The following is a 23,386-nucleotide window of genomic DNA, read 5'->3' on the forward strand; positions in this document are numbered from 1 at the left end:
ATGACGATACCCGAAATACTCGAAATACTGGCCCAGAAGAAACCCCTGTCCGACGAACAGGCGGACTTCATGTTCGAAGAGCTGATGACCGGCAACCTGAGCGAGGCCCAGGCCGGGGCGTTCCTCATGGGGCTGCGGGCCAAGGGCGAGGACTCCACCGACCTGGCCGCGGGCGTGCGCGCCTGCCTGCCTGGCCCACGCCCGGACCATCCCCGGCATCAAGGCCACCCCGGACAACCCGATCTTCGACACCGTGGGCACCGGCGGCGACGGCCAGCACTCCTTCAACAACTCCACCGCCGTGTCCCTGTTCCTGGCGGACATGGGCTACACCGTGGCCAAGCACGGCAACCGCGCCCTGTCCTCCTCCTGCGGCTCGGCGGACGCGCTGGAAGGGCTGGGCATCCCCCTGGAGCAGACCCCGGAAGAGGCCCGCGACGGGCTTGAGAAATACCACTTCGCCTTCCTGTTCGCCCCGGCCTACCACCCCGCCTTCAAGTTCATCATGCCCGTGCGCAAGCAGCTCGGCATCCGCACCCTGTTCAACTTCATGGGCCCGCTGCTCAACCCGGTCCGTCCCTCCCACCAGCTCATCGGCGTGGGCGACCCGGACCGCCTCTTCCTCATGGGCGAGACCCTGCTCCTGACCGGCGTCAAACGCGCGCTGATCTTCGCGGGCGGGGGCGGCTTCGACGAACTGACCACCTGGGGCGTGAACCGGGGCTACGTCCTGACCGACGGGCGCATGGAGAAGACCGTGGTCGATGCGGCCACCCTGGGCTTCCCCCGGCACAGCCCGGACCAGGTGCGCGTCTCCGGCAAGGAAGACGCCATCGCCACCCTGCGCACCATCCTCGACGGCAAGGGGCCGGAACCCATGATGGACATGGTGGCGCTGAATCTGGCAGGGTGCCTCCATCTCCTGGACAAGGGGACCATGGCCGAATGCGCCGACATCGCCCGAGACGTGGTTCACGCGGGCCTGACCAAAGGAATTCCCTATGCTGGATAAATTCAGAGAGGCCAAGCAGCTCGAAATCGAGTCCCTGCGAAAAGACTTCATGGAGGGGCGCATCCCCGCCGTGTACCAGGGCGAACGCCCGTCCTTCACCGAGGCCATCAAGGCCAAGGGGCCGGGCGCGATCATCGCCGAGTTCAAGCCCGCCAGCCCGAGCAAGGGCGTGCTGCGCGAGAACCTGAACCCCCTGGACTACGCGGACGCCTACGCCAAAAACGGCGCGGCGGCCATCTCCGTGCTCACCGAACACAAGTACTTCAAGGGGACCCCGGACTTCCTGTTCATGATGAACGGAACCGGGCTGCCCCTGCTCAGGAAGGACTTCATCTTCGACCCGCTCCAGGTGGCCATGACCGCGTCCAGCCCGGCCTCGGCCGTACTGCTCATCGCCCGCATGTGCGACGACGCAGGGCACCTCAAGCAACTCATCGACATCGCCCGCATGCCGGGCCTGGCCCCGGTGGTCGAGATATTCGACCAGGCGGACCTGGACCTGGCGCGCCACGCCGGGGCGGACATCATCCAGGTCAACAACCGCGACCTGGACACCCTGACCACCACCCTGGACCAGGGCCGCAAGTTCATCAAACAGAAGCGGGACGGCGAGCTCTGGATCTGCGCCAGCGGCGTGTCCGAACGCGCCCAGGTGGAGGAAATGGCCGGACTCGGCTTCGACGCCGTGCTCATCGGCACCTGCCTCATGGAGGCCGATGACCCCGGAGCCAAGCTGGCCGAACTCACGGGAGCCTGATCCATGCAACGCCCCCTGGTCAAAGTCTGCGGCATGACCCGCATGGAAGACGTCAAGCTCTGCGTCGATCTCGGCGTGGACCTCTTGGGCTTCATCTTCCATCCGAGGAGCCCGCGCAACGCGGACCCGGATTTCGTCGCCTCGGTCAAGACCGGCAAGGTCACCAAGGTCGGCGTGTTCGTCGACCAGACCGCCGACGAGGTCATCGAGATCATGGACCGCTGCGGACTGCACGCGGCCCAGCTGCACGGCGGCCAGGACTCGGTCTACTGCTGGAAGATCGGCCCGGACCGGGTCATCCGCGTCTTCTGGCCCGACACCTACGGCTCCCCCGGCGCCCTCGTGCGCGACCTGGAGGACTACGCCGAGGTCTGCGGCCATTTCCTGCTCGACGCGGGGACCAAGGGCCAGGGCGGCACCGGCAAGTCCATTAATTTAAAGATACTGCAAGATATTGAAATACAAACACCTTGGTTCCTTGCAGGGGGTCTCGGACCGGACAACGTCAGGCAGGCCCTGGCCGTCAATCCGTCCGGTCTGGACTTCAATTCCGGCGTGGAGAGCGCGCCCGGCATCAAGGACCCAGCCAAGCTGCGGGAAGTCTTTCGGATTCTCGCGGAAATGGAATAAGGAACAATCATGAAAAAAGGATACTTCGGCGATTTCGGCGGGCAGTTCATCCCCGAGCTGCTCATGCCGCCGCTCATAGAGCTCGAAGAAGCCATGGCCACCATCCTGCCCACCGAGGAGTTCCAGACCCGCTTCACGAACATGCTCAAGGAAAACGTGGGCCGCCCCTCGGCCATCACCTACTGCCCCAACCTGTCCAAGGACCTCGGCCTGGACCTCTGGCTCAAGCGCGAGGACCTCAACCACTCCGGGGCGCACAAGATCAACAACACCCTGGGCCAGGGACTGCTGGCCAAGATGATGGGCAAGGACGTGCTCCTGGCCGAGACCGGCGCGGGCATGCACGGCGTGGCCACCACGGTCGCCGCCGCCATGCTCGACATGAAGGCCGTCATCTACATGGGCGCCACCGACGTGGTGCGCCAGGCCCCCAACGTGAACCGCATGCGCCTCATGGGCGCGGAGATCGTGCCCGTCGAGTCAGGCACCAAGACCCTCAAGGACGCCATCAACGAGGCCCTGCGCCGCTGGCTGTCCGACCAGGAGACCACCCACTACTGCTTCGGCACCGCCGCCGGGCCGCACCCCTTCCCCACCCTGGTCCGCGAGTTCCAGCAGATCATCTCCAAGGAAGCGCGCCAGCAGTTCATGGACCGCAACGCGGGCAGGCTGCCCGACGTGGTCGTGGCCTGCGTGGGCGGCGGCTCCAACGCCATCGGCATGTTCCACAACTTCGTGCCCGACGAGTCCGTGGAGCTGGTCGGCGTCGAGGCCGCGGGCACCGGCGAGCCGGGCTGCTACAGCTCCGCGCCGCTGGACCACGGCACCGACGGCGTGCTGCACGGCATGCTCACCAAGCTGCTCCAGACCGTTGACGGCCAGATCGAACCGTCCCACTCCGTGGCCCCAGGCCTGGACTATCCCGGCGTCGGCCCGGAACACGCGCACCTGCACGCCACCGGGCGCGGCCACTACGTGACCATCAACGACGAACAGGCCATCAATGCCTTCAAGGTCCTGTCCCGGCGCGAAGGCATCATCCCGGCCCTGGAATCGTCCCACGCCGTGGCCTACGCCATCGAGAACAAGGACAGGCTCCAAGGCAAATCCGTGCTCGTCTGCCTGTCCGGGCGCGGCGACAAGGACCTGGGGATACTGGACCAGATATTATAAGAGATATGCCTCCGGCGGCTTAAGAACCTTTTGAAAAAGGTTCTTAAAAATCTCCAAAACTTTTTATGTGCGCTTCGCGCAAGGGGGCGCATGAAAAGGTGATAGAAATGAATCCGATGCAGATAAAGATAGAAGAGGCAAAGGCCAAAGGAAAGGTCGGGTTGATACCCTTCCTGCCCGCAGGGTTCCCGGACCGGGAACAGTTCTGGACCGAACTCGCGGAGCTCGACGCGGCGGGCGCGTCCGTCATCGAGATCGGCATGCCGTTCTCCGACCCCGTGGCCGACGGCCCGGTGGTGGAGAAAGCGTCCCTCAAATGCCTGGCCGACGGCATCAACCTGGCCTGGATTCTGACCGAGCTCAAGAAGCGCAAGGGGCAGTTCAAGGCCGCCCTGCTGCTCATGGGCTACCTCAACCCGGTCTACCAGTACGGCCTGGACAAATTCGGCAAGGACTGCGCCGAGGCGGGCGTGTCCGGCCTGATCATCGCGGACATGCCCCTTGAGGAGTCGCAGTTCGTCAAGGACGCCATCGCCCCGCACAACGTCGCCCTGGTCCCGCTCATCGGCCTGAACACCACCAAGGAACGCATGAAGCTCTACGCCGACGGCGCGCAGGGGTTCTGCTACTTCGTGTCCGTGCTCGGCACCACCGGCCAGCGCGAATCCCTGCCCGCGCGCATCAAGGAAAAACTGGCCGAGGCCAAGGAAGTCTTCGACATCCCCGTCGCGCTGGGCTTCGGCATCAAACACCCCGACCAACTCGCCGAGTTCGAAGGACTCATGGACGCCGCCGTGTTCGGCTCCGCCCTCATCTCCCACATCCAATCCGGCAACTCCAGCGCCTCCTTCATGGAGCCCTGGAAGTAGGTTGCCTCCGGCGGCCGGGGGAAGGGGGAGAAAAACCCTTTGAAAAGGGTTCTTTCTCCCCCTTCCCCCGGACCCCCATCCCCCTCTTTTCCCAAACTTTTTGGTGCCGCCTTCGGCGGGGACCGTCGATAGCGCTACTGTCTCATTTTCTGGAGCGCCTTTGAGGCGCAGCCTCGAACAGCGGCTCTCTCCCCCGCCCTCGGAATAGGCTTTGATTCGCCCCGTCCCGGGGCTCACCCCTTCGGGGCGTTGCGGAAAGACCGCAACGTCCAAATCCGCTGTCCTGCGGATTTGCCGAGAGTGGGGCAGCAGTGCATTTTTTAGTGGATTGTAGGCGAGTCTTCGAGCCGTACAAAATCTTATGCCTTAGGTACTTCCGGGGGCTTGCACCGCAGCGTAGCTGTCTACGTGAGGATGAAAGCCCCCCGGAAAAAATGTGCGGATGGCCCGCTATCGGAAGCCGCCCCCCGCCCGCTTGCCACCTCCCCCGAATAATATACTTCATTCCGGTTATGACCATGCCCCGCGACACCTACTCACCCCGCTACGATCTGGTAGCCCTTTTCATCATCCTGGCGTCCTTTGGCCTGCGCTACTGGTTCGTGGCCTCGGGCCAGCTGAACCTGGTGCAGGACGAGGCGCAGTATTGGGATTGGATTCGCAGGCCGCAGCTTTCCTATTATTCCAAGGGGCCGCTCATCGCCTGGGTCATCACGTTGTGGACGCAGGTCTTCGGGAACACCGAGCTGGGCGTGCGGTTCGGGTCGGTGCTCGGCATGACCGGCATTCTGGCCGCGCTCTACGTCGGGGTGTCGCGGGTCTGGCGCGAATACCGGATGGCCGTCTTCGTGCTCTTTGCGGCGGCGACCATGCCGCTCCTGAACGGGCTGGGCATCCTGGCCACCACGGACTGCCCGCTGATCTTCTTCTGGACCGTGGCCTTCTTCGCCCTGGCCGCGGCCACGCGCAACGAACCGGACCGGGCCGTCACGAAGTGGCCCTTCGTGGTCCTCGGCGCGTGCATGGCCTTCGGCATCCTGGCCAAGTACATGATGCTCGCCTTCTTCGGCCTGGCCCTGATCCACGCGATCATCCTGCAATGCCGGGGACAGCTCCCGGAACGGTTCTGGTCCCGCTTCCTGCTGGCGTCCGTGGCTGGCTCTGCCCTCGGCCTGGCCCCCATCGTGCTCTGGAACACGGACAACGGCTGGGTGGCCTACAAGCACGTGGCCAAGCTCTCCGCCGGCGTGGGCAACGGGACCGGATTCGCCCTGCGCCCCGGCCCGTTTTTCGAGATGCTCGGCGCGCAGATCGGCCTGCTCGCCCCCTGGTGGCTCGCGTTCATCCTGGTCGGCACGGGCGCGGCCCTGCGCAAGGCGTGGATCGGGCCGGTGGGCCGGTTCGACGCGGGCTACCGACGCGACCTCATGACCCTGCTCTACTTCTGGCCCCTGTGGGGACTGATCACGGCCAAGGCGCTCTTCTCCAAGGTGGAGGCCAACTGGACCGCCGCCGCGTTCATGGCGGGCGCCATCCTCGCGGGCATGGCCCTCAAAAACTGGTGGGACGCGCCCAAACGGCGCACCCGGGGCCGCGCCATCCTGGCCGGAACCGCCCTGTTCCTCACCCTGGCCATCTACGTCTCCCCCCTGCTGCCCCTGCCGGGCAACCTGAACCCGACCATGCGTCTCAAGGGCTGGGCCGACCTGGGCGTTAAGGTCGACGAGCTGATGCGCTCGGAGTTCGACGACCCGTCCAGGGTCTTCGCCATGTCCGACAACTACGGCTTCACCTCGGAGCTGGCCTTCTACATCCCCGGCCAGCCCATCACCTTCTGCACCTGGACCGAGGACCGGCGCATGAACCAGTACGACCTCTGGCCCACCCCGGTGGACGGCAAGCTCGGCTGGGACGCGATCATGGTCCGCAAGCGGTTCCGCAACTCCCCGGTGCCGGAGCTGGACAAGATGTTCGAATCCGTGTCCGAGCCGATCTTCTACGAGTCCTCCTTCCACGGCGGCGAAGGGCGCAGGTTCACCCTGATCCTCTGCAAGGGGTTCACCGGGTACTGGCCCAAACGCGGACTCGGGGAATTCTAGACTCCCTTCTTCGAAATCCACGATTGATGGATTCAGACGACCTGACCGTGGCCGGATAATCCACATTTTGTAGACACCCTCCCGCCATGCGGCAAGGTGGTGATTTTGCGCATCCTTCGGCCCCCAAGGGCTGCCGGGGCTCCCGCCCGTTTCCCCCGATTGTGGCAGGCTTCTTGCTCTATCCCGCGCAGGGTGGAGCCGGAACCATCACCTGGGGGGGAAGGCAAAAATGATGAAGTTGAAATTGGTTGTCATAGTATCGGTTATCTTCCTATTGCCGGGGTGTGCCGCGGTGCCGTTCGGCATCGGGCTCATCCCCGGCGCACCGGCCTACTTCTCGTCGATCATCGGCGGCAGTCAGTCCATCTACGCCACGGCCATGGATGAACGGACCACCGAGCAGCAGATGCTCGACGCGATCATCGCGGGCCACGCGCAAGCCGAACTCTATAAGAACAAGGACATCCGTCCGGACCAGATCACCACGCACTGCTATTTCGGCAAGCTGTATCTCGTGGGCGAATACGACTCGCAGGAGCAGTTGCGGACCATTTACGAGTGCGTGGACAAGGTCGAGGGCAAGCGGGCGGTGATCAGCCGCCTCTATCTCCACGAAGAACAGGAAGACAGCGATTTCTTCAGCGAGCAGGCGCAATACGCCGAGTTGCAGACGCAGCTCATGGCCGACTTCGAGGTCGTCAGCTCGCCCATCGAGGTAGAGATCGTCCAGGGCGACATCATCCTCCTGGGCGTGGTCCACGACAAGGAGGAGCGCGACCGGGTGATCGCCCACGCCATGAGCCTGGAGGGCGCGAACCGGGTGGTCTCCTACCTCTATCACCAGGAAAACGCCGGGCCGGAGCCGCAGATCATGACCGCCGAGCTGGCCCCGCCGCCCGTGCCGACCGTGGAGATTCCGCCCCCGCCCAAGACCAAGCCCATAAGCAAAAAGTCACGGCCCAAGGTCGAGGCCAAGACCAGGCGGACGGAGCAGCCGGTGCTGGCCGTCTCCAACCCGGACCGGGGTAGATAATCCGCCGAACGCCGGACCAAAGGCCTGTCCCGAGAAGCCGCCCGCCCCTGCGGGCGGTTTTTCTTTGCTGGGAGAAGTGCGGAATCGGACGCGGGCTAGGAGTTCCACCAGCGCATGATCTGCTGGCCGTAAAGCAGATAGATCAGGCAGCCCAGGCTGAGAAACGGGCCGTAGGGGATACGCCCCCGGACGCCGCCCTTGCCGGGGCGGACCGTATAGATCACGGCCCCCACGGCCCCGGTCAGGGAGCTGACCAGGATGGTCAGGGGCAGCCCGGCCAGGCCGGTCATGGCCCCGATCATGGCCATCAGCTTGATGTCCCCGGTGCCGAGCCCCTCCTGGCCGCGCCACAGCCGGTAGAGCTGCTGCAATATCCAGAACAGGAGCGCGCCCACGGCCGCGCCGAGCAGGGCGTCCTGCCAGCCCGGCCCTTCCTCGAGCACGAAGGAGGCGGCCAGGGCCAGCCCCGCGCCGCCCAGGGTGATCCGGTCGGGCAGCAGGAAGGTCTCGAAATCGATGACGCTCCCGGCGATGAGCATGACGCCCAGGACCAGGTACACCGGCCACTCCGGCGACAGCCCGTAGGCGTGGGCCGCGGCCAGGGACCAGGCCATGCAGGACAGCTCCACCAGCAGGTACTGCGCGCCGATGCGCTCCCCGCAATGGCGGCACCGCCCCCGCAGCAGCAGGAAGCTCAGGAGCGGGACGGTGTCCCGCCAGCCGAGCGATTTCCCGCAGGACGGGCAGCGCGAGCCGGATGGCTTGAGGATGGGCTGCTCGTCGATCCAGCGCTGGATGAAGATGGTGGCCAGGCCGCCCAGCTCCAGGCCGAGCACGGCGGCGGCGAGGTAGAAGGCCCAGGTGGGGATGGCGTCCATAAATAACCTTGCGCTTGAAGATTCGCTACTTTTGCTGCATGAATACCGCTGGGCGCAGCATCCGTGGACGCTACCGGATTTCACCTTCCGGCACAAGGGACGCGCCCCGCCACACGCATCAAGGGAGCCGCAGATGGACCACCGTTTCATACCGAATTTGACCGAGGAACAGATCGCCGACATCCAGCTCAAAGGGCTGCGATGGACCGTGGGCCACGTCCACGCCAACAGCCCCTTCTACCAGGAGCGGTTCAGGGACGCGGGCTTGGAGCCCGGCGACGTCAAGACCCTCGACGACCTCCGGAAGCTCCCCTTCACCACGGCGGAAGACCTCAAGGACGGCTATCCCCTGCCCCTGCTCTCCGTGCCCGAACGGGACGTGGTCCGCATCCACGGCTCCAGCGGCACCACCGGCAAGCGCAAGATCCTGTCCTACACCCAGAAGGACATCGACGACTGGAAGGACATGTTCGCCCGCTGCTACGAGATGGCCGGGCTGACCGTCGAGGACCGGGTCCAGATCTGCGTGGGCTACGGACTGTGGACCGCGGGCAGCGGTTTCCAGCTCGGCTGCGAGCGGTTCGGGGCCATGGCCCTGCCCGTGGGCCCCGGCCTGCTGGAAATCCAGCTCCAGATGCTCACGGACCTCAAGTCCACCTGCATCTGCTCCACCGCCTCCATGGCCCTGCTCATGGGCGAGGAGGTCCAGAAACAGGGCCTCGCGGACAAGATCCGGCTGCGCAAGGCGATCTTCGGCTCCGAGACCCACACCCCCAAGATGCGCCGCCAGTTCGAGCAGGCCCTGGGCCTGGAGGACAGCTTCGACATCATCGGCATGACCGAGCTGTACGGCCCCGGCACGGGCCTCGAATGCGAGGCGCACGACGGCATCCACTACTGGGCCGACTACTACATCACCGAGATCATCGACCCGGAGACGCTGCAACCCGTGGCCCCCGGCGAGGTGGGCGAGATGGTCGTGACCTCCCTGCGCAAGGAGGCGTCGCCGCTCATCCGCTACCGGACCCACGACCTGACCCGGTTCATCCCCGGCCGATGCGGTTGCGGCGTGAACCTGCCCCGCCTCGACAAGATCATGGGCCGCTCGGACGACATGTTCATCTTCCGGGGCGTGAACATCTACCCCGGCCAGATCGGCTCGGTGCTCGAACATTTCAAGGAGCTGTCCGCCGAATACCGCATCTTCCTCAGCCGCAAGGACGGCCTGGACCACATGGCCGTGCACGTGGAGCGCGCACCCGGCGCGCAGGCGAGCTCCGACGCGGACCTGGCCCGCGCCCTGGCCGCGGAGATCCGCAAGCACATCCTGGTGCGCGGCGAGGTGACCATCCTCGGCCCCGGCGAGCTGCCGCGCAGCTTCTCCAAGACCAAGCGGGTGGAAGACTCGCGCGGGGAAGAGTAGCCGGGGGTCCCCTTGCCAAGCCTGTCCGGCCTTGAAGACCGCCACGTGGTCATCGACCGACGGGACGGGGTCTACCTCGCCTTCCCGGACGTGATCCGGGCCAAGGACGGTTCCCTGGTGGTCGTCTACAACGAAGCGGACCGCCATGTCCGGCCCACGCGGCGGGTCATCGTCGCCAGCCGCAGCACGGACGGGGGCAGGACCTGGTCCGCGCCGTCCTACCCGGACTCGGCAGCGAGCCACAGCCCGCGCCTGCAAGAGCTGGCCGACGGCACCCTGCTCGTCTCGGACAGCTCCCGCGTCTTTTTCGAGAGCCCGGATGACGGGCACACTTTCCTCCCCTTCCGCGCCGAGGGGCTGACCCACGACATGCACGACCGAATCCTGGTCCTGCCCGACGGGGCCTGGCTGACCGCCGGGCACCGCCACGTGGGCGAGGAGCATCCGGCCATCCGCCAGCCCCCCGCCGAGCAGGCCGTGTTCCGGTCCGGCGACCGGGGCCGGTCCTGGGAGCGCATCGCCACCATGGCCGCCCTGCGCAACCTGGTGCTGTGCGAGGCGTCCATGACCCGGCTCCCCAACGGGCGCATCCTCGCCCTGCTGCGCGAGAACAGCTTCGTGTTCGAGCCCATGTACTGCTGCCGCAGCGACGACGACGGCGCGACCTGGGCCGCCCCGGTCCCCACGCCGCTCATGGGCCACCGCCCGACCATGGGGCTGCTGCCCGACGGGCGGCTGCTGGTCACCTACCGCAACACCGGCCCGGACTGGGGAACCTGCGCCTGGGTGGGAACCCCGGAGGAGCTGTGCTCCGGGTTCCGCGTCCACGGGCGGGCCGCCGACCAGGCCAATCCGGTCTTCACGCCCGAGGGCATGCGCGTGCGAAACGGAGCCGGCAACGGTTCCGTGGTCCGCTTCGCCCTGCGCCCCATGACCGACCCGCGCACGGCCTCGGCCACGCTCGAAACCGAGGTCCGGGTGGACGAGGCCGGGAAGAACGGGTGCGCGGTGCGCGTGGGCGTGTGGTGGCGGCTGTACCCGGACCGCATGGTCCCGGACGTTGAGGGCGCTGCCCCCATCCCGCTCGAACCGGGCCGGTTCAACCGGCTGCGCCTGACCTACGCAGACGGACGCGTCAGGCCGTTCGTCAACGGCGGGGAGCGCGCCTCCATCGCGGTGGACCCGGACCATGCGGACACCCGTCCCATCCTGTTCGGCGCGCCCTACCCCTTTGAAGACAACGCGGTGGACTGCACCTGGCGGTCCGTTTCCCTGCGGGTCCTTGAACCCGCCTTCGACCGCGTGTATGCTTGGAACTGGACCTCGGCGGACGGCATGCCGGACCGCTGGGTCCGCGACAACGTCCTGGAGCTGCGCAACGACCGCCATGCGGCGGCCCCGGACTTCGGATATTCCGGCTGGGCACCCCTGGGCGGCGACCGCTTCTTCTGCGCCTACCACCACGGCGGCGGCGCGGAGCCGGGCTACGAACCGCTGATGACCGCCCATGTGGCGGGCACCTTTTTCTCGCTGAACGACTTCAACCGGAGGTGATCCATGGAACGCGCCGACATCGAACGGATTTTCGAGACCTTTTTCGAGAAGTACAAGAAGACCGAGGGCGACCGCACCTCCTGGTCCGCCTTCTGGGCCGACGTGTCCGACAAGGGGACCTTGGAGATCAACATGACCAAGTGCCCGCGCGGGACCATCTTCAAGATATTCGTGGACAAGAAGAAGGTCGCGGAGGTCTCGGGCTGGGACGAATTCTTCAAGGCGGCCAAGGACCTGGAAGCATCCCACCCCGGACTCTACGACGAGGACCGGTTCTTCGGCGAAATGGAGTTTGTTATCTAGGAGACATTCCTGCCTGAATGATTTTTTCCTTGACGTAAGCCCCTCTCCCCAAGTAAGGGCCTCTACTACAGTAGTCGGCGGCGTCCACGGGGATGCGCCCGGCCCCCGGCCGGTATCGTCGGCGAACGGTGGAATGGCTCTACGATTCCGAAGGCTTGCGCTCTCCGTTTCCTCGATCTTGTTTCACCAGGCGTTTATCGCCGTTTTTTTCACTATTTTTTTTGGAGTTTTATTCGAAATGGCTAAGAACATCTATGTGGGCAACCTGCCCTGGAGCGCCACGGAAGAGGAAGTACGAGCAGCATTCGAGACCTACGGTGAAGTCATCTCCGTCAAGCTGATCAACGACCGCGAGACCAATCGTCCGCGCGGCTTCGGTTTCGTCGAAATGGAAGATCAGGGGGCGCTCGCCGCCATCGAAAGCCTGGACGGCACCGACTTCGGCGGCCGCAACCTCAAGGTCAACGAGGCCCGCCCCCGTCCCGAGCGCCCGCGCTGGTAGCGCAGGCTGTCTCGAACATAAGAAGCATTGATCCAGCCCGCCCTCATCAGGGGCGGGCTTTTCCCGTCGCCTGTAACAGGAGGTAAAGTAATAAATGGCTAAAGAAGAAGGAATTGTCGTCCAGGGCGTCGTTGAAGAGGCCCTGCCCAACGCCATGTTCCGCGTTGAACTTGAAAACGGCCACACCGTGCTCGCCCACATTTCCGGCAAGATGCGCAAGTTCCGCATCCGCGTGATGCCCGGCGACACCGTGACCGTGGAACTCTCCCCCTACGATCTCACCCGCGGCCGCATCACCTTCCGTCCCAGGTAGGCCAGCCACCGGTTACTGATAGAGGCGCGGGCATGAAGGTCCGCGCCGGGGCGTCGCAGCCCCGCTTCGTGACGGCTGCCAGCGGCCGGCCCGTTCACTATTGCTTTCCCCATCCCACGGGGCCGCACCGCCCGCGCACGCCCTTGCGTGACGCCGATTCCGGCCGCCGGGCAACTTTTCACACAAGGCATACATACATGACCACTTTCCAGGAACTGGGGCTCTCCGGACCCACTCTGGACGCCCTGAAGACCAAGGGGTTCATCGACCCCACTCCCATCCAGGCCCTGACCATTCCCCGGCTGCTGTCCGGGGACAAGGACATCGTGGGCCAGGCCCAGACCGGCACCGGCAAAACCGCCGCCTTCGGCCTGCCGGTCATCGAGGCGGCCAAGGAGGGCGCACGCCGCGTGCAGTCGCTCATCCTGACCCCGACCCGCGAACTCGCCATCCAGGTGGCCGAGGAGCTGGACTCCCTCAAGGGCGGCAAGCGCATCCGCGTGCTGCCCGTATACGGCGGCCAGGCCATCCACATGCAGCTCAAGGCCCTCAGACAGGGCGCGGACGTGGTCGTGGGCACGCCGGGCCGGATCATGGACCACCTGGAGCGCGGCTCCCTGCGCATCGACGAGCTGTCCTTCTTCATCCTCGACGAGGCGGACGAGATGTGCAACATGGGGTTCGTGGACGACGTCCGGGCCATCCTGGCCTCGGCCAATCAGGACCGCCGCACGCTCATGTTCTCGGCCACCATGGACCGCGAGGTCCTGGCCATCGCCCGCGAGTTCATGGGCGACTACGAAGTCCTGACCGTCAAGCCCGAGACCTCCGACGTCCCCCTGACCCGCCACATCTTCCACGAGATGGCCGATTCCGACCGCTTCGAGGCCCTGTGCCGGGTCATCGACGCCCACGCCGACTTCTACGGCCTGGTCTTCGTGCGCACCCGCGCCGACGCCGACCTCGTGGCCGCGCGCCTGGGCCAGCGGGGCTATCCCTCCGAGCCGATCCACGGCGACTTGAACCAGCCCCAGCGCGAGAAGATCCTGGCCTCGTTCCGCGACCGGAGGGCGACCATCCTGGTGGCCACGGACGTGGCCGCACGCGGCATCGACGTCCCGGACCTGACCCACGTGGTCAACTTCGCCCTGCCCCAGGACCCGCAGACCTTCGTGCACCGCACCGGGCGCACGGGCCGCGCGGGCAAGCAGGGCGTGGCCATCACCCTCATCGCGCCCGGCGAATTCCGCAAGCTCATGTACATCTCCAAAAGCTCCGGCATCGAGATCGCCAAGGAGCCCCTGCCGCGCATCGAGGACGTCATCCACTCCAAGAAGCGCAAGGTCACGGCGGAGCTCGAAGCCATCCTGGACGGCGGCGACCACAGCGGCTACCTCGCCATGGCCGGTGAGCTGCTGGAGGACAAGGACGCCGTCGAGGTGGTCGCGGCCCTGCTGCGCAACGCCTTCGGCGACGAGCTGGTGGAATCCGGCTACCGCAAGATCGCGCCCGTAGGACCGGAAAACCGGGGCCGCGCCGACCTGGTCTGCGCCCTGGGCAGGACCCACGGCATGACCCCGCCCAAATTCGTGGACTTCGTGGCCTCGGCCGCGCACCTCAAGCCGTGGGCCATCCAGCACGTCCGGGTCATGGGCGACCGGACCACCTTCACGGTCCCGGCAGCCGAGGCCGAGCGGGTCATGAACAGCATCAACAGCCGCCAGGGCGAGGCCCTTGTCATGCGCGGCCAGCCCACCGGACAGAAACCGGGCGGCCGGAGCTTCCCCAAGAAGGCGAACCGTCCCTACGGCAAGCCGCCGCGCAGAAAAACCTTCAAGCCGCGCGGCGAGGGCTAGCACCCATCTTGGATCAGCAGCCGGTTCGACGGTGTTTTATCATTGATTCTTTTGCCCCGCGTTTGTACTTTGCTTCCTGCCCTCAGGAGAAAGCATGCAAGGCGACCATCGCAAGACCAAGAATCAACTGATAGACGAATTGGACCGGCTCCGGTCCGAGCTTGACGGTTTGCGGAAGGACGCCGACGGCGGGGCCGAATGCGACAGCGCCGAGATGCGCAAGGTCGAGGAGGCCCTGCGCTCCAGCGAGAGTCATTACCGCACCCTGTTCGAGACCACGGGCACGGCCATGGTCCTGCTCAATCCGGACGGGATCATCAAGAGCTGCAACTCCCAGTTCACCATCCTTTCCGGCTGCGCCCGCGAGGACATCAACGGCAAGCTCGGCTGGGCCGACTTCGTGGTCCCGGAAGAACTGGAGCGAATGACCCGCTACCACGAAGGCCGCACCAAGGGCGAGCGGACCAGCCCCCGGGACTACGAATTCACCTTCCGGCGCAAGGACGGCACCCTGAAGCGCATCCACGTCTTCGTCCGGCTCCTGCCCGGCACCGAGGACCGGGTCTGCTCCCTCATCGACGAGACCGAACGGTACGAGGCCCTCAGAGCCCTGCGCGAGAGCGAGGAACGCTACCAGCTCATGGCGCGCGGCGCCAACGACGGCCTGTGGGATTGGGACCTGGAGACCAACCAGGTCTTCTACTCGCCCCGGTACCGTGAAATTCTCGGCTACGCCGAGGATGAATTTCCGAACACCGCCGACGCCTGGCTGGACAGCCTCCACCCCGACGATCGCGACCGGGTCCTGGCCGCCAACAGGGAGTGCATCGAGGGCAAGGTGGACCAGTTTCAGGTGGAGTTCCGCCAGTTCCACAAGGACGGCTCCACCCGCTGGATACTCGGTCGCGGCGGCAGCTCCAAGGATGAGAACGGGCGGGTCTACCGCATGTCGGGCTCCCACACGGACATCACCGCCCGCAAGTTCAACGAACGGACCACCCAGGCCCTGTACGCCATCTCCACGGCGGTCAGCACCACCCGGAACCTCCAGGACCTGTACCAGACCATCCACTCGATCATCGACGAGGTCATCGAGGCCAAGAATTTCTTCATCGCCATGCTGGACGAGGAAGCCGACATGCTCCGTTTCGTCTATTTCCAGGACGAGATGGACGACTACTTCGACATCCCCAACATCAGCGATCCCGGCCAGTCGAGCCTGTCCATCCACGTCTTCCGCACGGGCGCTCCCCTGTTCCTGTCCCAGGCCGACCCCGACGTGGACGCGAAGCTCGAAGCCATCGGCGTCATCGGCACCCCCCCGGCGGTCTGGCTGGGCATCCCGCTCCGCCTGGGCGGTCGCGTGGTGGGCGCCATGGCCGTGCAGGACTATAAAAACCCGACCCTCTACTCCGACCAGGCCATCTCCTTCCTGTCCGCAGTGTCCGAGCAGGTGGCCATGGCCATCGAACGCAAGACCATCGAAGAGGCGCTGACCCGGCTCAACGAGGAGCTGGAGCACAAGGTCGAGCTGCGAACGGCCGAGATCGAGGCCCGCAAGGCGGAGCTGGAAGAGGCCAACCGGCGGCTGACCAAACTCGACGAGATCAAGTCCGCCATGGTCTCGTCCGTGTCGCACGAGCTGCGCACCCCACTGACCTCCATCCGAGGGTTCGCCAAGCTCTGCGCCAAGGACTTCGCCCGCTACTTCCAACCCCTGGCGGCCAGCGAACTGCTGGACAAGAAGGCCGAGCGCATCCGGGGCAACCTGGGGATCATCGACACCGAGGGCGAGCGGCTGACCCGGCTGATCAACGACTTTCTGGACATCAACCGCATCGAGTCGGGCAAGGCGTGCTGGAACGACAACTTCCTCAACCCGTGCGAGGCGATCCGCAATGCCGTGGCCGCGGCCCGGGGCGGCTTCCAGTCGCGCCGGGGGGTGGAGCTGCTCCTGGACCTGCCGTCCAGCTCGCGGCTGATCCACGCCGACCCGGACAAGATCCAGCAGGTGCTCATCAATCTCCTGAACAACGCCTGCAAGTTCACGCGCCAGGGCAAGGTCACGGTCTCCCTCCGGGACAACGACGACATCCTGACCGTGTCCGTATCCGACACCGGCCCGGGCATCCCGGCCGCGGACCTGGGGTACATCTTCGAGAAATTCCACAAGTCCAGCCTGGGCGACACCATCTGCACCGAGCAGAAGGGCACCGGCCTGGGGCTGGCCATCTGCAGGGAGATCGTCGAGCACTACGGCGGCTCCATCTGGGTGGAGTCCACCCTGGGCCAGGGCAGCTCCTTCCACTTCTCCCTGCCCGCCGTCCCCGGCACCGAGAACGCCTGCTCCTGACCCCGCGAAAAAGGCCCGCCCTCGAACGAGAGCGGGCCCTGATCCCCTTGATATGACCGCTGCGCCTAGCGCACGCCCGCCTTCTTGAAGCAGGACACGTACTCCGCGTCCGTCCCCAGAATGTGCTCCAGGAGCCAGTTCTTGAGGAACTGCATGACGTCCATGGAGACCGTGGCCTTGCCCCGGCGCAGGGCGTCCTTGAATTCGGTCACCTGGGCCACGAACTCGCGGTGCACCGCCTTGTGCGCCTGGGCGTCGGGATAGCGGTGCTGGGCAAAGAGCTTCTCCTCGAAGGCGAAGTGCGTGCCCACGTACTCCTCCAGCCCCTGGACGATCTTGAGCATGGTGTTGCCGGACCTGTGGCTGACCATGGCCTGGTGCAGCTCGTTGATCAGGTCCACCAGCCTGCGGTGCTGCGAGTCGATGGACCCGATGCCCAGGGCATACTTGCTCGACCAGGGGATGAGCACGCTCCCGTCGGCCACTTCGCCCGCGGCCAGCTGCTTGATCATGCTGTCCAGCTGGTCGATCAGCCCGGATATGCTGGCCAGGTTGGAGGCGGACCGCAACATGCCTTCGGCCGTCTCCGAGGCCACCCGGTTGACGTCGGTCACGGCGCGGTTGATCTCCTCGGAGGTGGCGGACTGCTCCTCCGAGGCGGTGGCGATGGAGTCCACCTGGCCCGAGGTCTCCTCGACGATGGCCACGATCTCCTCCATAAACCGCCCGGCTTCGTTGGACGCCTGGGTGCTGTGGGAAATATCCTTCGCGGCCTCCTCGACGGCGGCCACGTTCTCCTTGGCCGCCACCTGGATGGACCGGATGGCGTCCTCCACCTCCTTGGTGGCGGACATGGTCTTTTCGGCGAGCTTGCGGACCTCGTCCGCGACCACGGCAAACCCCCGGCCCGCCTCGCCCGCGCGCGCCGCCTCGATGGCCGCGTTCAGGGCCAGCAGGTTGGTCTGGTCCGCGATGTCGGAGATGACGTTCAGGACCGCGCCGATGGAGGCGGCCTGGTCGCCCAGGCGGCCCATGGTCTCCTTGAGCAGGTGAATCCGCTTCTCGATGCCGCCGATGGAGGCCACGGCGTCCTTCACGCCCTCGGCACCGATGATCGCCTTTTCCTTGGACTCGGTGGCGTTGACCGCCGCGTGTGAGGCGTTTCTGGCCACCTCGGCCACGGTGGCGGTCATCTCCTCCATGGCCGTGGCCGTCTCGGCCATGCGCTCGCGCTGAATCTCGACGCCGCCGGTGACCTGGTCCACCTCGCGGGACAGGTCGCCCACGGCGGCCAGCACCTTGCGGGAAATATCCTCGGCCCGGTGGGAGGTGCGCTGGGCCGACTCCAGCAGGTCCGACAGCCGCTTCTGGTTCTCCCCTGCCTCATGCAGGGCGGACTGGGCCTCGGCCCGCTGCTTCTCGGCCTTGCGCGCCCGCGCCTCGGCCTCGCCGGTCCGCTCCGCCTGGGCCGCGACCAGGGCCGCGACGGACTCGGACAGCGCCGCCAGTTCAAACCGCCCCTCTTCCGCGAAGGGCTGGCCGTCCTTTCCTTCCGCTTCCCGGCGGACGGATTCCGCCAACCGGCGCATGGGGGCCAGCAGGAGGCTGCTCAGCCCGGCCGCCACGACCGCGCCCACGAGCAGGAACCCCGCCGCCATGAAGATCAGGAGGATGCGCGCCGTGGAGAGCGCCTGCTCAACGCCGGCCGGCCCGCTCCCGACCTGTCCGGCCCGGTAGACGTAAAAGGCGACGCCCACAGCAAGAAGGCACGCGCCAAGAGCGGAAATACGCAGTATCAGGACGCTGCGAATTGAACTGGACATAATGGGAAGCCTACCGATTCTGGATGGTTGCAGGAATGGACTCCGGAGAAGACTCTCTCCTTTTATCACACTGATAATTGGTTTTGATATTGAAATTTACGATCGATATTATATTAAATATCAATTCTTACCCCCCCTGCGCGAAAAACTGACCCGGAGTATTCTTCGCCGTAGCGCAATCTTCGGTTTGAACATCCCCGCTTCTGGGTGTAGGATCAACCCTTGCGGCAGCGGGTCCTTCCGCGACCATGGGCCCTTCGGCCGCTGTTGCGCTCACCCCCTCGCATGCGAACGATTCCTGCGGGGGCGACCCGCCGTACGGCGAGCGTCGGTATGGATACGACAAACGAAACTAGCCAACTACCATCCAAGAAAGAGGGAACAGCATGGAAAAGGCAACAGTCTTTTTTACGGATTTCAGGACCAAAGCCTTCGGCGACGGTCTTCCCAGCAAATTGAAGAAGATGATCAAGAAGGCCGGAATCGGCGAGATCGAGTTGGATGGCAGATTCGCCGCCATCAAGCTCCATTTCGGTGAGTTGGGCAACATCAGCTACCTGCGTCCCAACTACGCCAAGGCCGTTGCGGACGTGATCAGGGAGCTGGGCGGCAAGCCGTTTCTGACCGATTGCAACACCTTGTATCCCGGCAAGCGCAAGAACGCCCTCGAACACCTCGAATGCGCCTGGGAAAACGGCTTCACGCCGCTGACCGTGGGCTGTCCCATCCTCATCGGCGACGGCCTCAAGGGGACCGACGACGTGTTGGTCCCGGTACAGGGCGGCGAGTACGTGAAGGAGGCCAAGATCGGACGGGCCGTCATGGACGCCGACGTGTTCATCAGCCTTACCCACTTCAAGGGTCACGAAATCACCGGCTTCGGCGGCACCATCAAGAACATCGGCATGGGCTGCGGATCCCGCGCGGGCAAGGCCGAACAGCACAGCGACAGCAAGGCGACCATCGACCCGGAGCTGTGCAAGGGTTGCCGCACCTGTTACAAGGAGTGCGCCAACAACGCCCTGGAGTTCGACGAAGAGGCCAAGATGATGAGCGTCAACCAGGACAACTGCGTGGGCTGCGGTCGCTGCCTCGGCTCGTGCAACTTCGACGCCATCTCCTTCGGGTTCGACGCCGCGGTAAAATCCCTGAACTGCCGCATGGCCGAGTACGCCAAGGCCGTCCTGGACGGTCGTCCCAACTTCCACATCTCCCTGGTCGTGGACGTCTCCCCCAACTGTGACTGCCACGGCGAGAACGACGTGCCCATCCTGCCCAACCTCGGCATGTTCGCCTCCTTCGATCCCCTGGCCCTGGACCAGGCCTGCGCGGACGCCTGCCTCGCGGCCAAGCCCCTGCCCGGCAGCCAGTTGGCCGACAACCTCGCCCAGCCGGGCTTCAGGGACCTGAACGACCACTTCTGCAATTCCACCCCTGAATCCGAGTGGAAGACCTGCCTGGAGCACGCCGAGAAGATCGGGCTGGGCACCAGGGAGTACGAACTGGTCGTGGTCAAATAGCCGCAGGCCAACACCCCCCTTCCTCTTTATAGCCAACAAAAAAGCCGACCGGACGGACGTCCGGTCGGCTCTTCCGTTGCGGAGCGGGGCCGCTGGCTGCGCGCCGCGAGCACCGCTTCGAGCGCGCCTCCCGGGCAGAGGCCGTCAGGCCGGGGCGTGGTCCAGGATGTGGTCCATGAACAGCCGGACCCTCCGGGGCAGCTGGCTGGAGCCGGTGACCATGCTCACGTCGTGCACGAACCCGCCGCTCCAGTCCGGCAGCACGCGCACCAGCCGCCCGGATTGTTCCGCCGATTCCGCATCCCTGCCCCGGATCATGCCCACGCCGTGTCCGGCCAGGGTGAAATCCAGGCAGACCCCGACCGAGCTGAAGCTGTATTGCGGCTGGACCTCGACGAGCACCTGCCGCTCGCCGTTGTGCATGGGCCAGCGACAGCCGAACCGTTGCAGGACGATGCACGGCAGCCCGCGGAGGTCGCCCGGCTCCCTGGGCAGGGGGTATTGCTCCAGCAGCGACGGCGCGGCGTAGAGATGCGGTTCTATGGTCGTCAGTTTCCGGGCGACCAGCGACGGGGCGATGTTCGAGCCGATGAGGAAAGCCACGTCGTACGGGTCCGTGCGCATGTCCACGGGATGCTCCACAAAGGTCAGTTCCATCTGGATGTCCGGCCAGGTCGCCGCGAAATCGAGGATCGCGTCCTTCAGCAGCCGCTCGTAGAGGTCGCGGAACATGCAGACCCGGATCAGCCCGGACGGCTTCTGCATGTTCCCGACCACCGAGTCGTAGGCCTTCCGGGTCTCGTCCAGGATGAACCCGCAGCGGTCCAGAAGATACGCGCCGTTGTCCGTCAACTCGACGTTCCGGGTGTCCCGGTAAAAGAGCAGTACTCCCATCCGCTCTTCCAGCAGCTTGATGCGCCGCGACAGGGTCGAGACGCCGATCCCCAACGACTCCGCAGCCTTGGTGAAGCTCTTTCGCCGAGCCACCTCCACCAGCAGGGGGACGTCATTCAAGAATTCCTGCACCATTATGCCCACCCATGGAAAAGAGTTTTCCGTTTACCGTGGTTTATTTTGTCCATGGGCATGGTATGAAAAGGCAAGTCCAAAGGCAACCCGCCCGTCTTCCAAGCGGGAAAACGCTGACCCCTCAAAGGAGAACGACATGACCATGCAATCCCTACTCGACGGCACCGCCACCTTTCTGGACCACCTCGGCCTGGGAGAAGCCCCCTTCGGCGTCCACTATTCCGATACCCTGCCGGAGAACGCCTACGGCCCGAAAAAAGGCGCGCCCATCTCGCGCGAGCTGGAGGATGCGCGGGCGCTGGACATGCAGGAAGTCATGAAGACCTTCTCCTGCGTCATGGGCAACGTCTGGCTGGCGCGGAAAAAGGGCGGCGCGGCGTACATCTCGTCCGAGGAGTACGGCTGCGTCGGCGGCGCGTACTACTGCTCCATGATGAAGCCCCACCTGCGCTTCATCGAGCACTACGTGTCCACCGGGTACGAGGGCACGCCCCTGCACGGCGAGCGGTACATGCCCGATCCCGACGCCATGCGCGCATTCATGGAAGAGGTGAACCCCCGCGAGGCCCCCGGCAAGTACTGCATCTTCAAGCCTCTCTCCCTGTTCACCGACGAGACCAAGCCGGAATTCGTCATCTTCTTCGCCCGGCCCGAGGTGCTGTCCGGCCTGTTCACCCAGGCGGTGTTCGCCACCGGGGACATGGATTGCGTGGTCTCCCCCTTCGGCGCGGGCTGCACCAATATGGTCAGCTGGCCCCTGTACTACAAGGGCAAGGGGCTGGAGAAGGCCGTCATCGGCGGCTTCGATCCCTCGGCCCGGAAGTTCATGAAGACCGACGAGCTGACCTTCACGGTCTCCCTGGACCTCTACGAAAAGATGCTGGCCGCCCTGCCGGAATCCATGTTCACCCACGAGACGGACTGGAAGGGAGTGCGCAAGAAGGTCGCGCGCAGCGCCAAGGCGTGGGGCGAGGCGGACTAGCCGGGATCAAGCCCCCTTCTTCCCGAACACGGTTCAAGCACCTTGCGCGGGCCGCCGGACGGTGTCAGGCGGCCCGCCTGCCGTCCGGGGGCGGATGAACAGTGCAATCGGTCATTGAAAAACCGGCCTGCATGGGGGACACTCCCCTTGCCCGGCACAATGCGGGCAGAGGAGATTATTGATGAATACCGACATCGGCCGCAACGACCCCTGTCCCTGCGGGAGCGGCAAGAAATTCAAGAAATGCTGCATGGGCAAGCCCGAAGGCGCGCGCATGCTGCTGCCCCAGGCCTATCTCAAGCGGTACGGCATCCGCATCAAGACCCCGGAGCAGATCGAGGGCATACGCCGCTGCGGCGAACTGGTCATGCGCACCTTCGACGCCATCCAGGACCTGATCCGCCCCGGCACGGTCACCGAGGAAATCAACCGGGCGGTGCACGACTTCACGGTGGCGAACGGCGCGCGGCCCGCGCCCCTGCATTACAACGGGTTTCCGAAGAGCGTCTGCGTCTCGCCCAACGAGGTCGTGTGCCACGGCATTCCGGGCCCGAACGCCCTGAAAAGCGGCGACATCGTCAACGTGGACATCACCAGCGTCCTGGACGGCTACTACGCGGACTGCAACCAGACCTTCTTCGTGGGCAAACCGTCCCCGGACGCGGCCAAGATCGTGGCCGTGACCCGCGAATGCCTGCGCCTGGGGCTGGAGCAGGCCCGTCCGGGCAATACCCTGAACGACGTGGCCGGGGCCATCCAGGATTACGCCGAAGGCCAGGGCTGCTCCGTGGTGCGCGAATACATGGGCCACGGCGTGGGCCTCGACTTCCACGAGCCGCCCCACGTCCCGCACTTCCGCTCCCGGCTGGGCAATGTTCCCCTTGCGCCGGGCATGGTCCTGACCGTCGAGCCCATGATCAACCTCGGGGCCAAGGAAGTGGACGTGCTCGACGACGACTGGACCGCCGTCACCCGCGACGGCTCCCTGTCCGCCCAGTTCGAGCAGACCATCGTCATCACCGACCACGGCTACGAGAGCCTGACTCCGTTCGAACTCTAACCGCCCGCCTCTCCCTGCAAACAGACAAAAGGCCTTGGAGTCCTGCAACTCCAAGGCCTTGATCTCTCTGGTGCCCCCAGCGCGATTCGAACACGCGGCACCAGGATTAGGAATCCTTTTTTATTGCAAATTGCTACCATTAGACTCAACCAAGAAAACTACGTGCAAGTCGATCAAAATACCTATTTAAAATACTTTTACTGCCTGTTGCCACTCA

General features: G+C 65.2%; 19 protein-coding genes and 1 pseudogene. 17 read left to right on the forward strand and 3 right to left on the reverse strand.

Translation table 11 applies throughout. The annotated features are described in order from the left end of the window. The 7 genes and pseudogenes from trpD (at position 1) to AWY79_RS15725 (ending at position 7,573) form a co-directional block, all read left to right on the forward strand. Positions 1 to 1,012: pseudogene (gene trpD / locus AWY79_RS15695) on the forward strand (anthranilate phosphoribosyltransferase). Next, positions 1,002 to 1,769: an indole-3-glycerol phosphate synthase TrpC gene (locus AWY79_RS15700; RefSeq protein ID WP_066806015.1), complete on the forward strand. Its 768-nt coding sequence runs from the start codon at positions 1,002 to 1,004 to the stop codon at positions 1,767 to 1,769. Before trpD ends, AWY79_RS15700 begins: the two are co-directional and overlap by 11 nt. Before the next feature lie 3 nt (positions 1,770 to 1,772). Continuing rightward, positions 1,773 to 2,399 (forward strand): phosphoribosylanthranilate isomerase, encoded by a 627-nt coding sequence (locus AWY79_RS15705; protein ID WP_078063814.1) that lies wholly within the window; start codon positions 1,773 to 1,775, stop codon positions 2,397 to 2,399. A 9-nt stretch (positions 2,400 to 2,408) separates the two neighbouring features. Continuing rightward, positions 2,409 to 3,572 (forward strand): tryptophan synthase subunit beta, encoded by a 1,164-nt coding sequence (gene trpB, locus AWY79_RS15710; RefSeq protein WP_066806017.1) that lies wholly within the window; start codon positions 2,409 to 2,411, stop codon positions 3,570 to 3,572. Positions 3,573 to 3,679: 107 nt separating this feature from the next. Further along, positions 3,680 to 4,441 carry a tryptophan synthase subunit alpha gene (gene trpA, locus AWY79_RS15715; protein WP_066806018.1) on the forward strand — a complete coding sequence of 254 codons (762 nt, stop codon included), beginning with the start codon at positions 3,680 to 3,682 and terminating at the stop codon, positions 4,439 to 4,441. Positions 4,442 to 4,953: 512 nt separating this feature from the next. Then, on the forward strand, positions 4,954 to 6,540 hold the full coding sequence (locus AWY79_RS15720) for an ArnT family glycosyltransferase (RefSeq protein WP_066806020.1): 1,587 nt from the start codon (positions 4,954 to 4,956) through the stop codon (positions 6,538 to 6,540). Between the two features lie 292 nt (positions 6,541 to 6,832). Beyond that, positions 6,833 to 7,573: a BON domain-containing protein gene (locus AWY79_RS15725; RefSeq protein ID WP_233490941.1), complete on the forward strand. Its 741-nt coding sequence runs from the start codon at positions 6,833 to 6,835 to the stop codon at positions 7,571 to 7,573. A 95-nt stretch (positions 7,574 to 7,668) separates the two neighbouring features. Here AWY79_RS15725 and AWY79_RS15730 read toward each other — a convergent pair whose 3' ends face one another. After that, positions 7,669 to 8,451 (reverse strand): prepilin peptidase, encoded by a 783-nt coding sequence (locus AWY79_RS15730; RefSeq protein ID WP_066806027.1) that lies wholly within the window; start codon positions 8,449 to 8,451, stop codon positions 7,669 to 7,671. A 133-nt stretch (positions 8,452 to 8,584) separates the two neighbouring features. Between AWY79_RS15730 and AWY79_RS15735 the strand changes: the two genes are divergently transcribed. The 7 genes from AWY79_RS15735 to AWY79_RS15765 all read left to right on the forward strand — a co-directional run bounded on the left by AWY79_RS15735 (position 8,585) and on the right by AWY79_RS15765 (position 16,755). After that, entirely contained in the window at positions 8,585 to 9,874 is a 1,290-nt protein-coding gene (locus tag AWY79_RS15735; RefSeq protein WP_066806029.1) for a phenylacetate--CoA ligase family protein, read from the forward strand. 12 nt (positions 9,875 to 9,886) lie between these two features. Further along, entirely contained in the window at positions 9,887 to 11,428 is a 1,542-nt protein-coding gene (locus tag AWY79_RS15740; RefSeq protein ID WP_066806031.1) for a sialidase family protein, read from the forward strand. Between the two features lie 3 nt (positions 11,429 to 11,431). Next, the gene (locus AWY79_RS15745; RefSeq protein WP_066806032.1) at positions 11,432 to 11,731 is read left to right on the forward strand and encodes a hypothetical protein; all 300 of its coding nucleotides are present in this window, start codon (positions 11,432 to 11,434) and stop codon (positions 11,729 to 11,731) included. Positions 11,732 to 11,969: 238 nt separating this feature from the next. Then, positions 11,970 to 12,233, forward strand: a complete 264-nt coding sequence (locus AWY79_RS15750; RefSeq protein ID WP_066806034.1) for an RNA recognition motif domain-containing protein — start codon at positions 11,970 to 11,972, stop codon at positions 12,231 to 12,233. 94 nt (positions 12,234 to 12,327) lie between these two features. Continuing rightward, complete coding sequence (gene infA, locus AWY79_RS15755; RefSeq protein WP_066806036.1) at positions 12,328 to 12,546, forward strand: translation initiation factor IF-1; 219 nt, start codon at positions 12,328 to 12,330, stop codon at positions 12,544 to 12,546. A 197-nt stretch (positions 12,547 to 12,743) separates the two neighbouring features. Then, positions 12,744 to 14,402 (forward strand): DEAD/DEAH box helicase, encoded by a 1,659-nt coding sequence (locus AWY79_RS15760; protein WP_066806038.1) that lies wholly within the window; start codon positions 12,744 to 12,746, stop codon positions 14,400 to 14,402. Positions 14,403 to 14,496: 94 nt separating this feature from the next. Beyond that, positions 14,497 to 16,755, forward strand: a complete 2,259-nt coding sequence (locus tag AWY79_RS15765; RefSeq protein WP_066806039.1) for a PAS domain S-box protein — start codon at positions 14,497 to 14,499, stop codon at positions 16,753 to 16,755. Positions 16,756 to 16,820: 65 nt separating this feature from the next. Here AWY79_RS15765 and AWY79_RS15770 read toward each other — a convergent pair whose 3' ends face one another. After that, entirely contained in the window at positions 16,821 to 18,578 is a 1,758-nt protein-coding gene (locus tag AWY79_RS15770; RefSeq protein WP_233490942.1) for a bacteriohemerythrin, read from the reverse strand. 386 nt (positions 18,579 to 18,964) lie between these two features. Between AWY79_RS15770 and AWY79_RS15775 the strand changes: the two genes are divergently transcribed. Further along, positions 18,965 to 20,098 (forward strand): DUF362 domain-containing protein, encoded by a 1,134-nt coding sequence (locus AWY79_RS15775; protein ID WP_066806044.1) that lies wholly within the window; start codon positions 18,965 to 18,967, stop codon positions 20,096 to 20,098. Between the two features lie 144 nt (positions 20,099 to 20,242). Here AWY79_RS15775 and AWY79_RS15780 read toward each other — a convergent pair whose 3' ends face one another. After that, on the reverse strand, positions 20,243 to 21,127 hold the full coding sequence (locus tag AWY79_RS15780; RefSeq protein ID WP_066806046.1) for a LysR family transcriptional regulator: 885 nt from the start codon (positions 21,125 to 21,127) through the stop codon (positions 20,243 to 20,245). 136 nt (positions 21,128 to 21,263) lie between these two features. Here AWY79_RS15780 and AWY79_RS15785 point away from each other — a divergent pair, with 136 nt between their 5' ends. Further along, a complete protein-coding gene (locus tag AWY79_RS15785; RefSeq protein ID WP_066806048.1) occupies positions 21,264 to 22,109 on the forward strand; it encodes a DUF169 domain-containing protein in 846 nt (281 codons plus the stop codon). 181 nt (positions 22,110 to 22,290) lie between these two features. Next, positions 22,291 to 23,169 carry a type I methionyl aminopeptidase gene (map, locus tag AWY79_RS15790; protein WP_066806051.1) on the forward strand — a complete coding sequence of 293 codons (879 nt, stop codon included), beginning with the start codon at positions 22,291 to 22,293 and terminating at the stop codon, positions 23,167 to 23,169. Positions 23,170 to 23,386 lie beyond the last annotated feature (217 nt).

The organism is Pseudodesulfovibrio indicus (genome assembly GCF_001563225.1).
Classification (GTDB): Bacteria; Desulfobacterota; Desulfovibrionia; order Desulfovibrionales; family Desulfovibrionaceae; genus Pseudodesulfovibrio; species Pseudodesulfovibrio indicus.

Bases quoted from the DNA above. Each gene is read 5' to 3' on its own strand.
- AWY79_RS15700 (WP_066806015.1), top strand. From the start codon at position 1,002: ATGCTGGATAAATTCAGAGAGGCCAAGCAGCTCGAAATCGAGTCCCTG.
- AWY79_RS15705 (WP_078063814.1), top strand. From the start codon at position 1,773: ATGCAACGCCCCCTGGTCAAAGTCTGCGGCATGACCCGCATGGAAGAC.
- trpB (WP_066806017.1), top strand. From the start codon at position 2,409: ATGAAAAAAGGATACTTCGGCGATTTCGGCGGGCAGTTCATCCCCGAG.
- trpA (WP_066806018.1), top strand. From the start codon at position 3,680: ATGAATCCGATGCAGATAAAGATAGAAGAGGCAAAGGCCAAAGGAAAG.
- AWY79_RS15720 (WP_066806020.1), top strand. From the start codon at position 4,954: ATGACCATGCCCCGCGACACCTACTCACCCCGCTACGATCTGGTAGCC.
- AWY79_RS15730 (WP_066806027.1), bottom strand. From the start codon at position 8,451: ATGGACGCCATCCCCACCTGGGCCTTCTACCTCGCCGCCGCCGTGCTC.
- AWY79_RS15735 (WP_066806029.1), top strand. From the start codon at position 8,585: ATGGACCACCGTTTCATACCGAATTTGACCGAGGAACAGATCGCCGAC.
- AWY79_RS15745 (WP_066806032.1), top strand. From the start codon at position 11,432: ATGGAACGCGCCGACATCGAACGGATTTTCGAGACCTTTTTCGAGAAG.
- AWY79_RS15750 (WP_066806034.1), top strand. From the start codon at position 11,970: ATGGCTAAGAACATCTATGTGGGCAACCTGCCCTGGAGCGCCACGGAA.
- infA (WP_066806036.1), top strand. From the start codon at position 12,328: ATGGCTAAAGAAGAAGGAATTGTCGTCCAGGGCGTCGTTGAAGAGGCC.
- AWY79_RS15760 (WP_066806038.1), top strand. From the start codon at position 12,744: ATGACCACTTTCCAGGAACTGGGGCTCTCCGGACCCACTCTGGACGCC.
- AWY79_RS15765 (WP_066806039.1), top strand. From the start codon at position 14,497: ATGCAAGGCGACCATCGCAAGACCAAGAATCAACTGATAGACGAATTG.
- AWY79_RS15770 (WP_233490942.1), bottom strand. From the start codon at position 18,578: ATGTCCAGTTCAATTCGCAGCGTCCTGATACTGCGTATTTCCGCTCTT.
- AWY79_RS15775 (WP_066806044.1), top strand. From the start codon at position 18,965: ATGGAAAAGGCAACAGTCTTTTTTACGGATTTCAGGACCAAAGCCTTC.
- AWY79_RS15780 (WP_066806046.1), bottom strand. From the start codon at position 21,127: ATGGTGCAGGAATTCTTGAATGACGTCCCCCTGCTGGTGGAGGTGGCT.
- AWY79_RS15785 (WP_066806048.1), top strand. From the start codon at position 21,264: ATGACCATGCAATCCCTACTCGACGGCACCGCCACCTTTCTGGACCAC.
- map (WP_066806051.1), top strand. From the start codon at position 22,291: ATGAATACCGACATCGGCCGCAACGACCCCTGTCCCTGCGGGAGCGGC.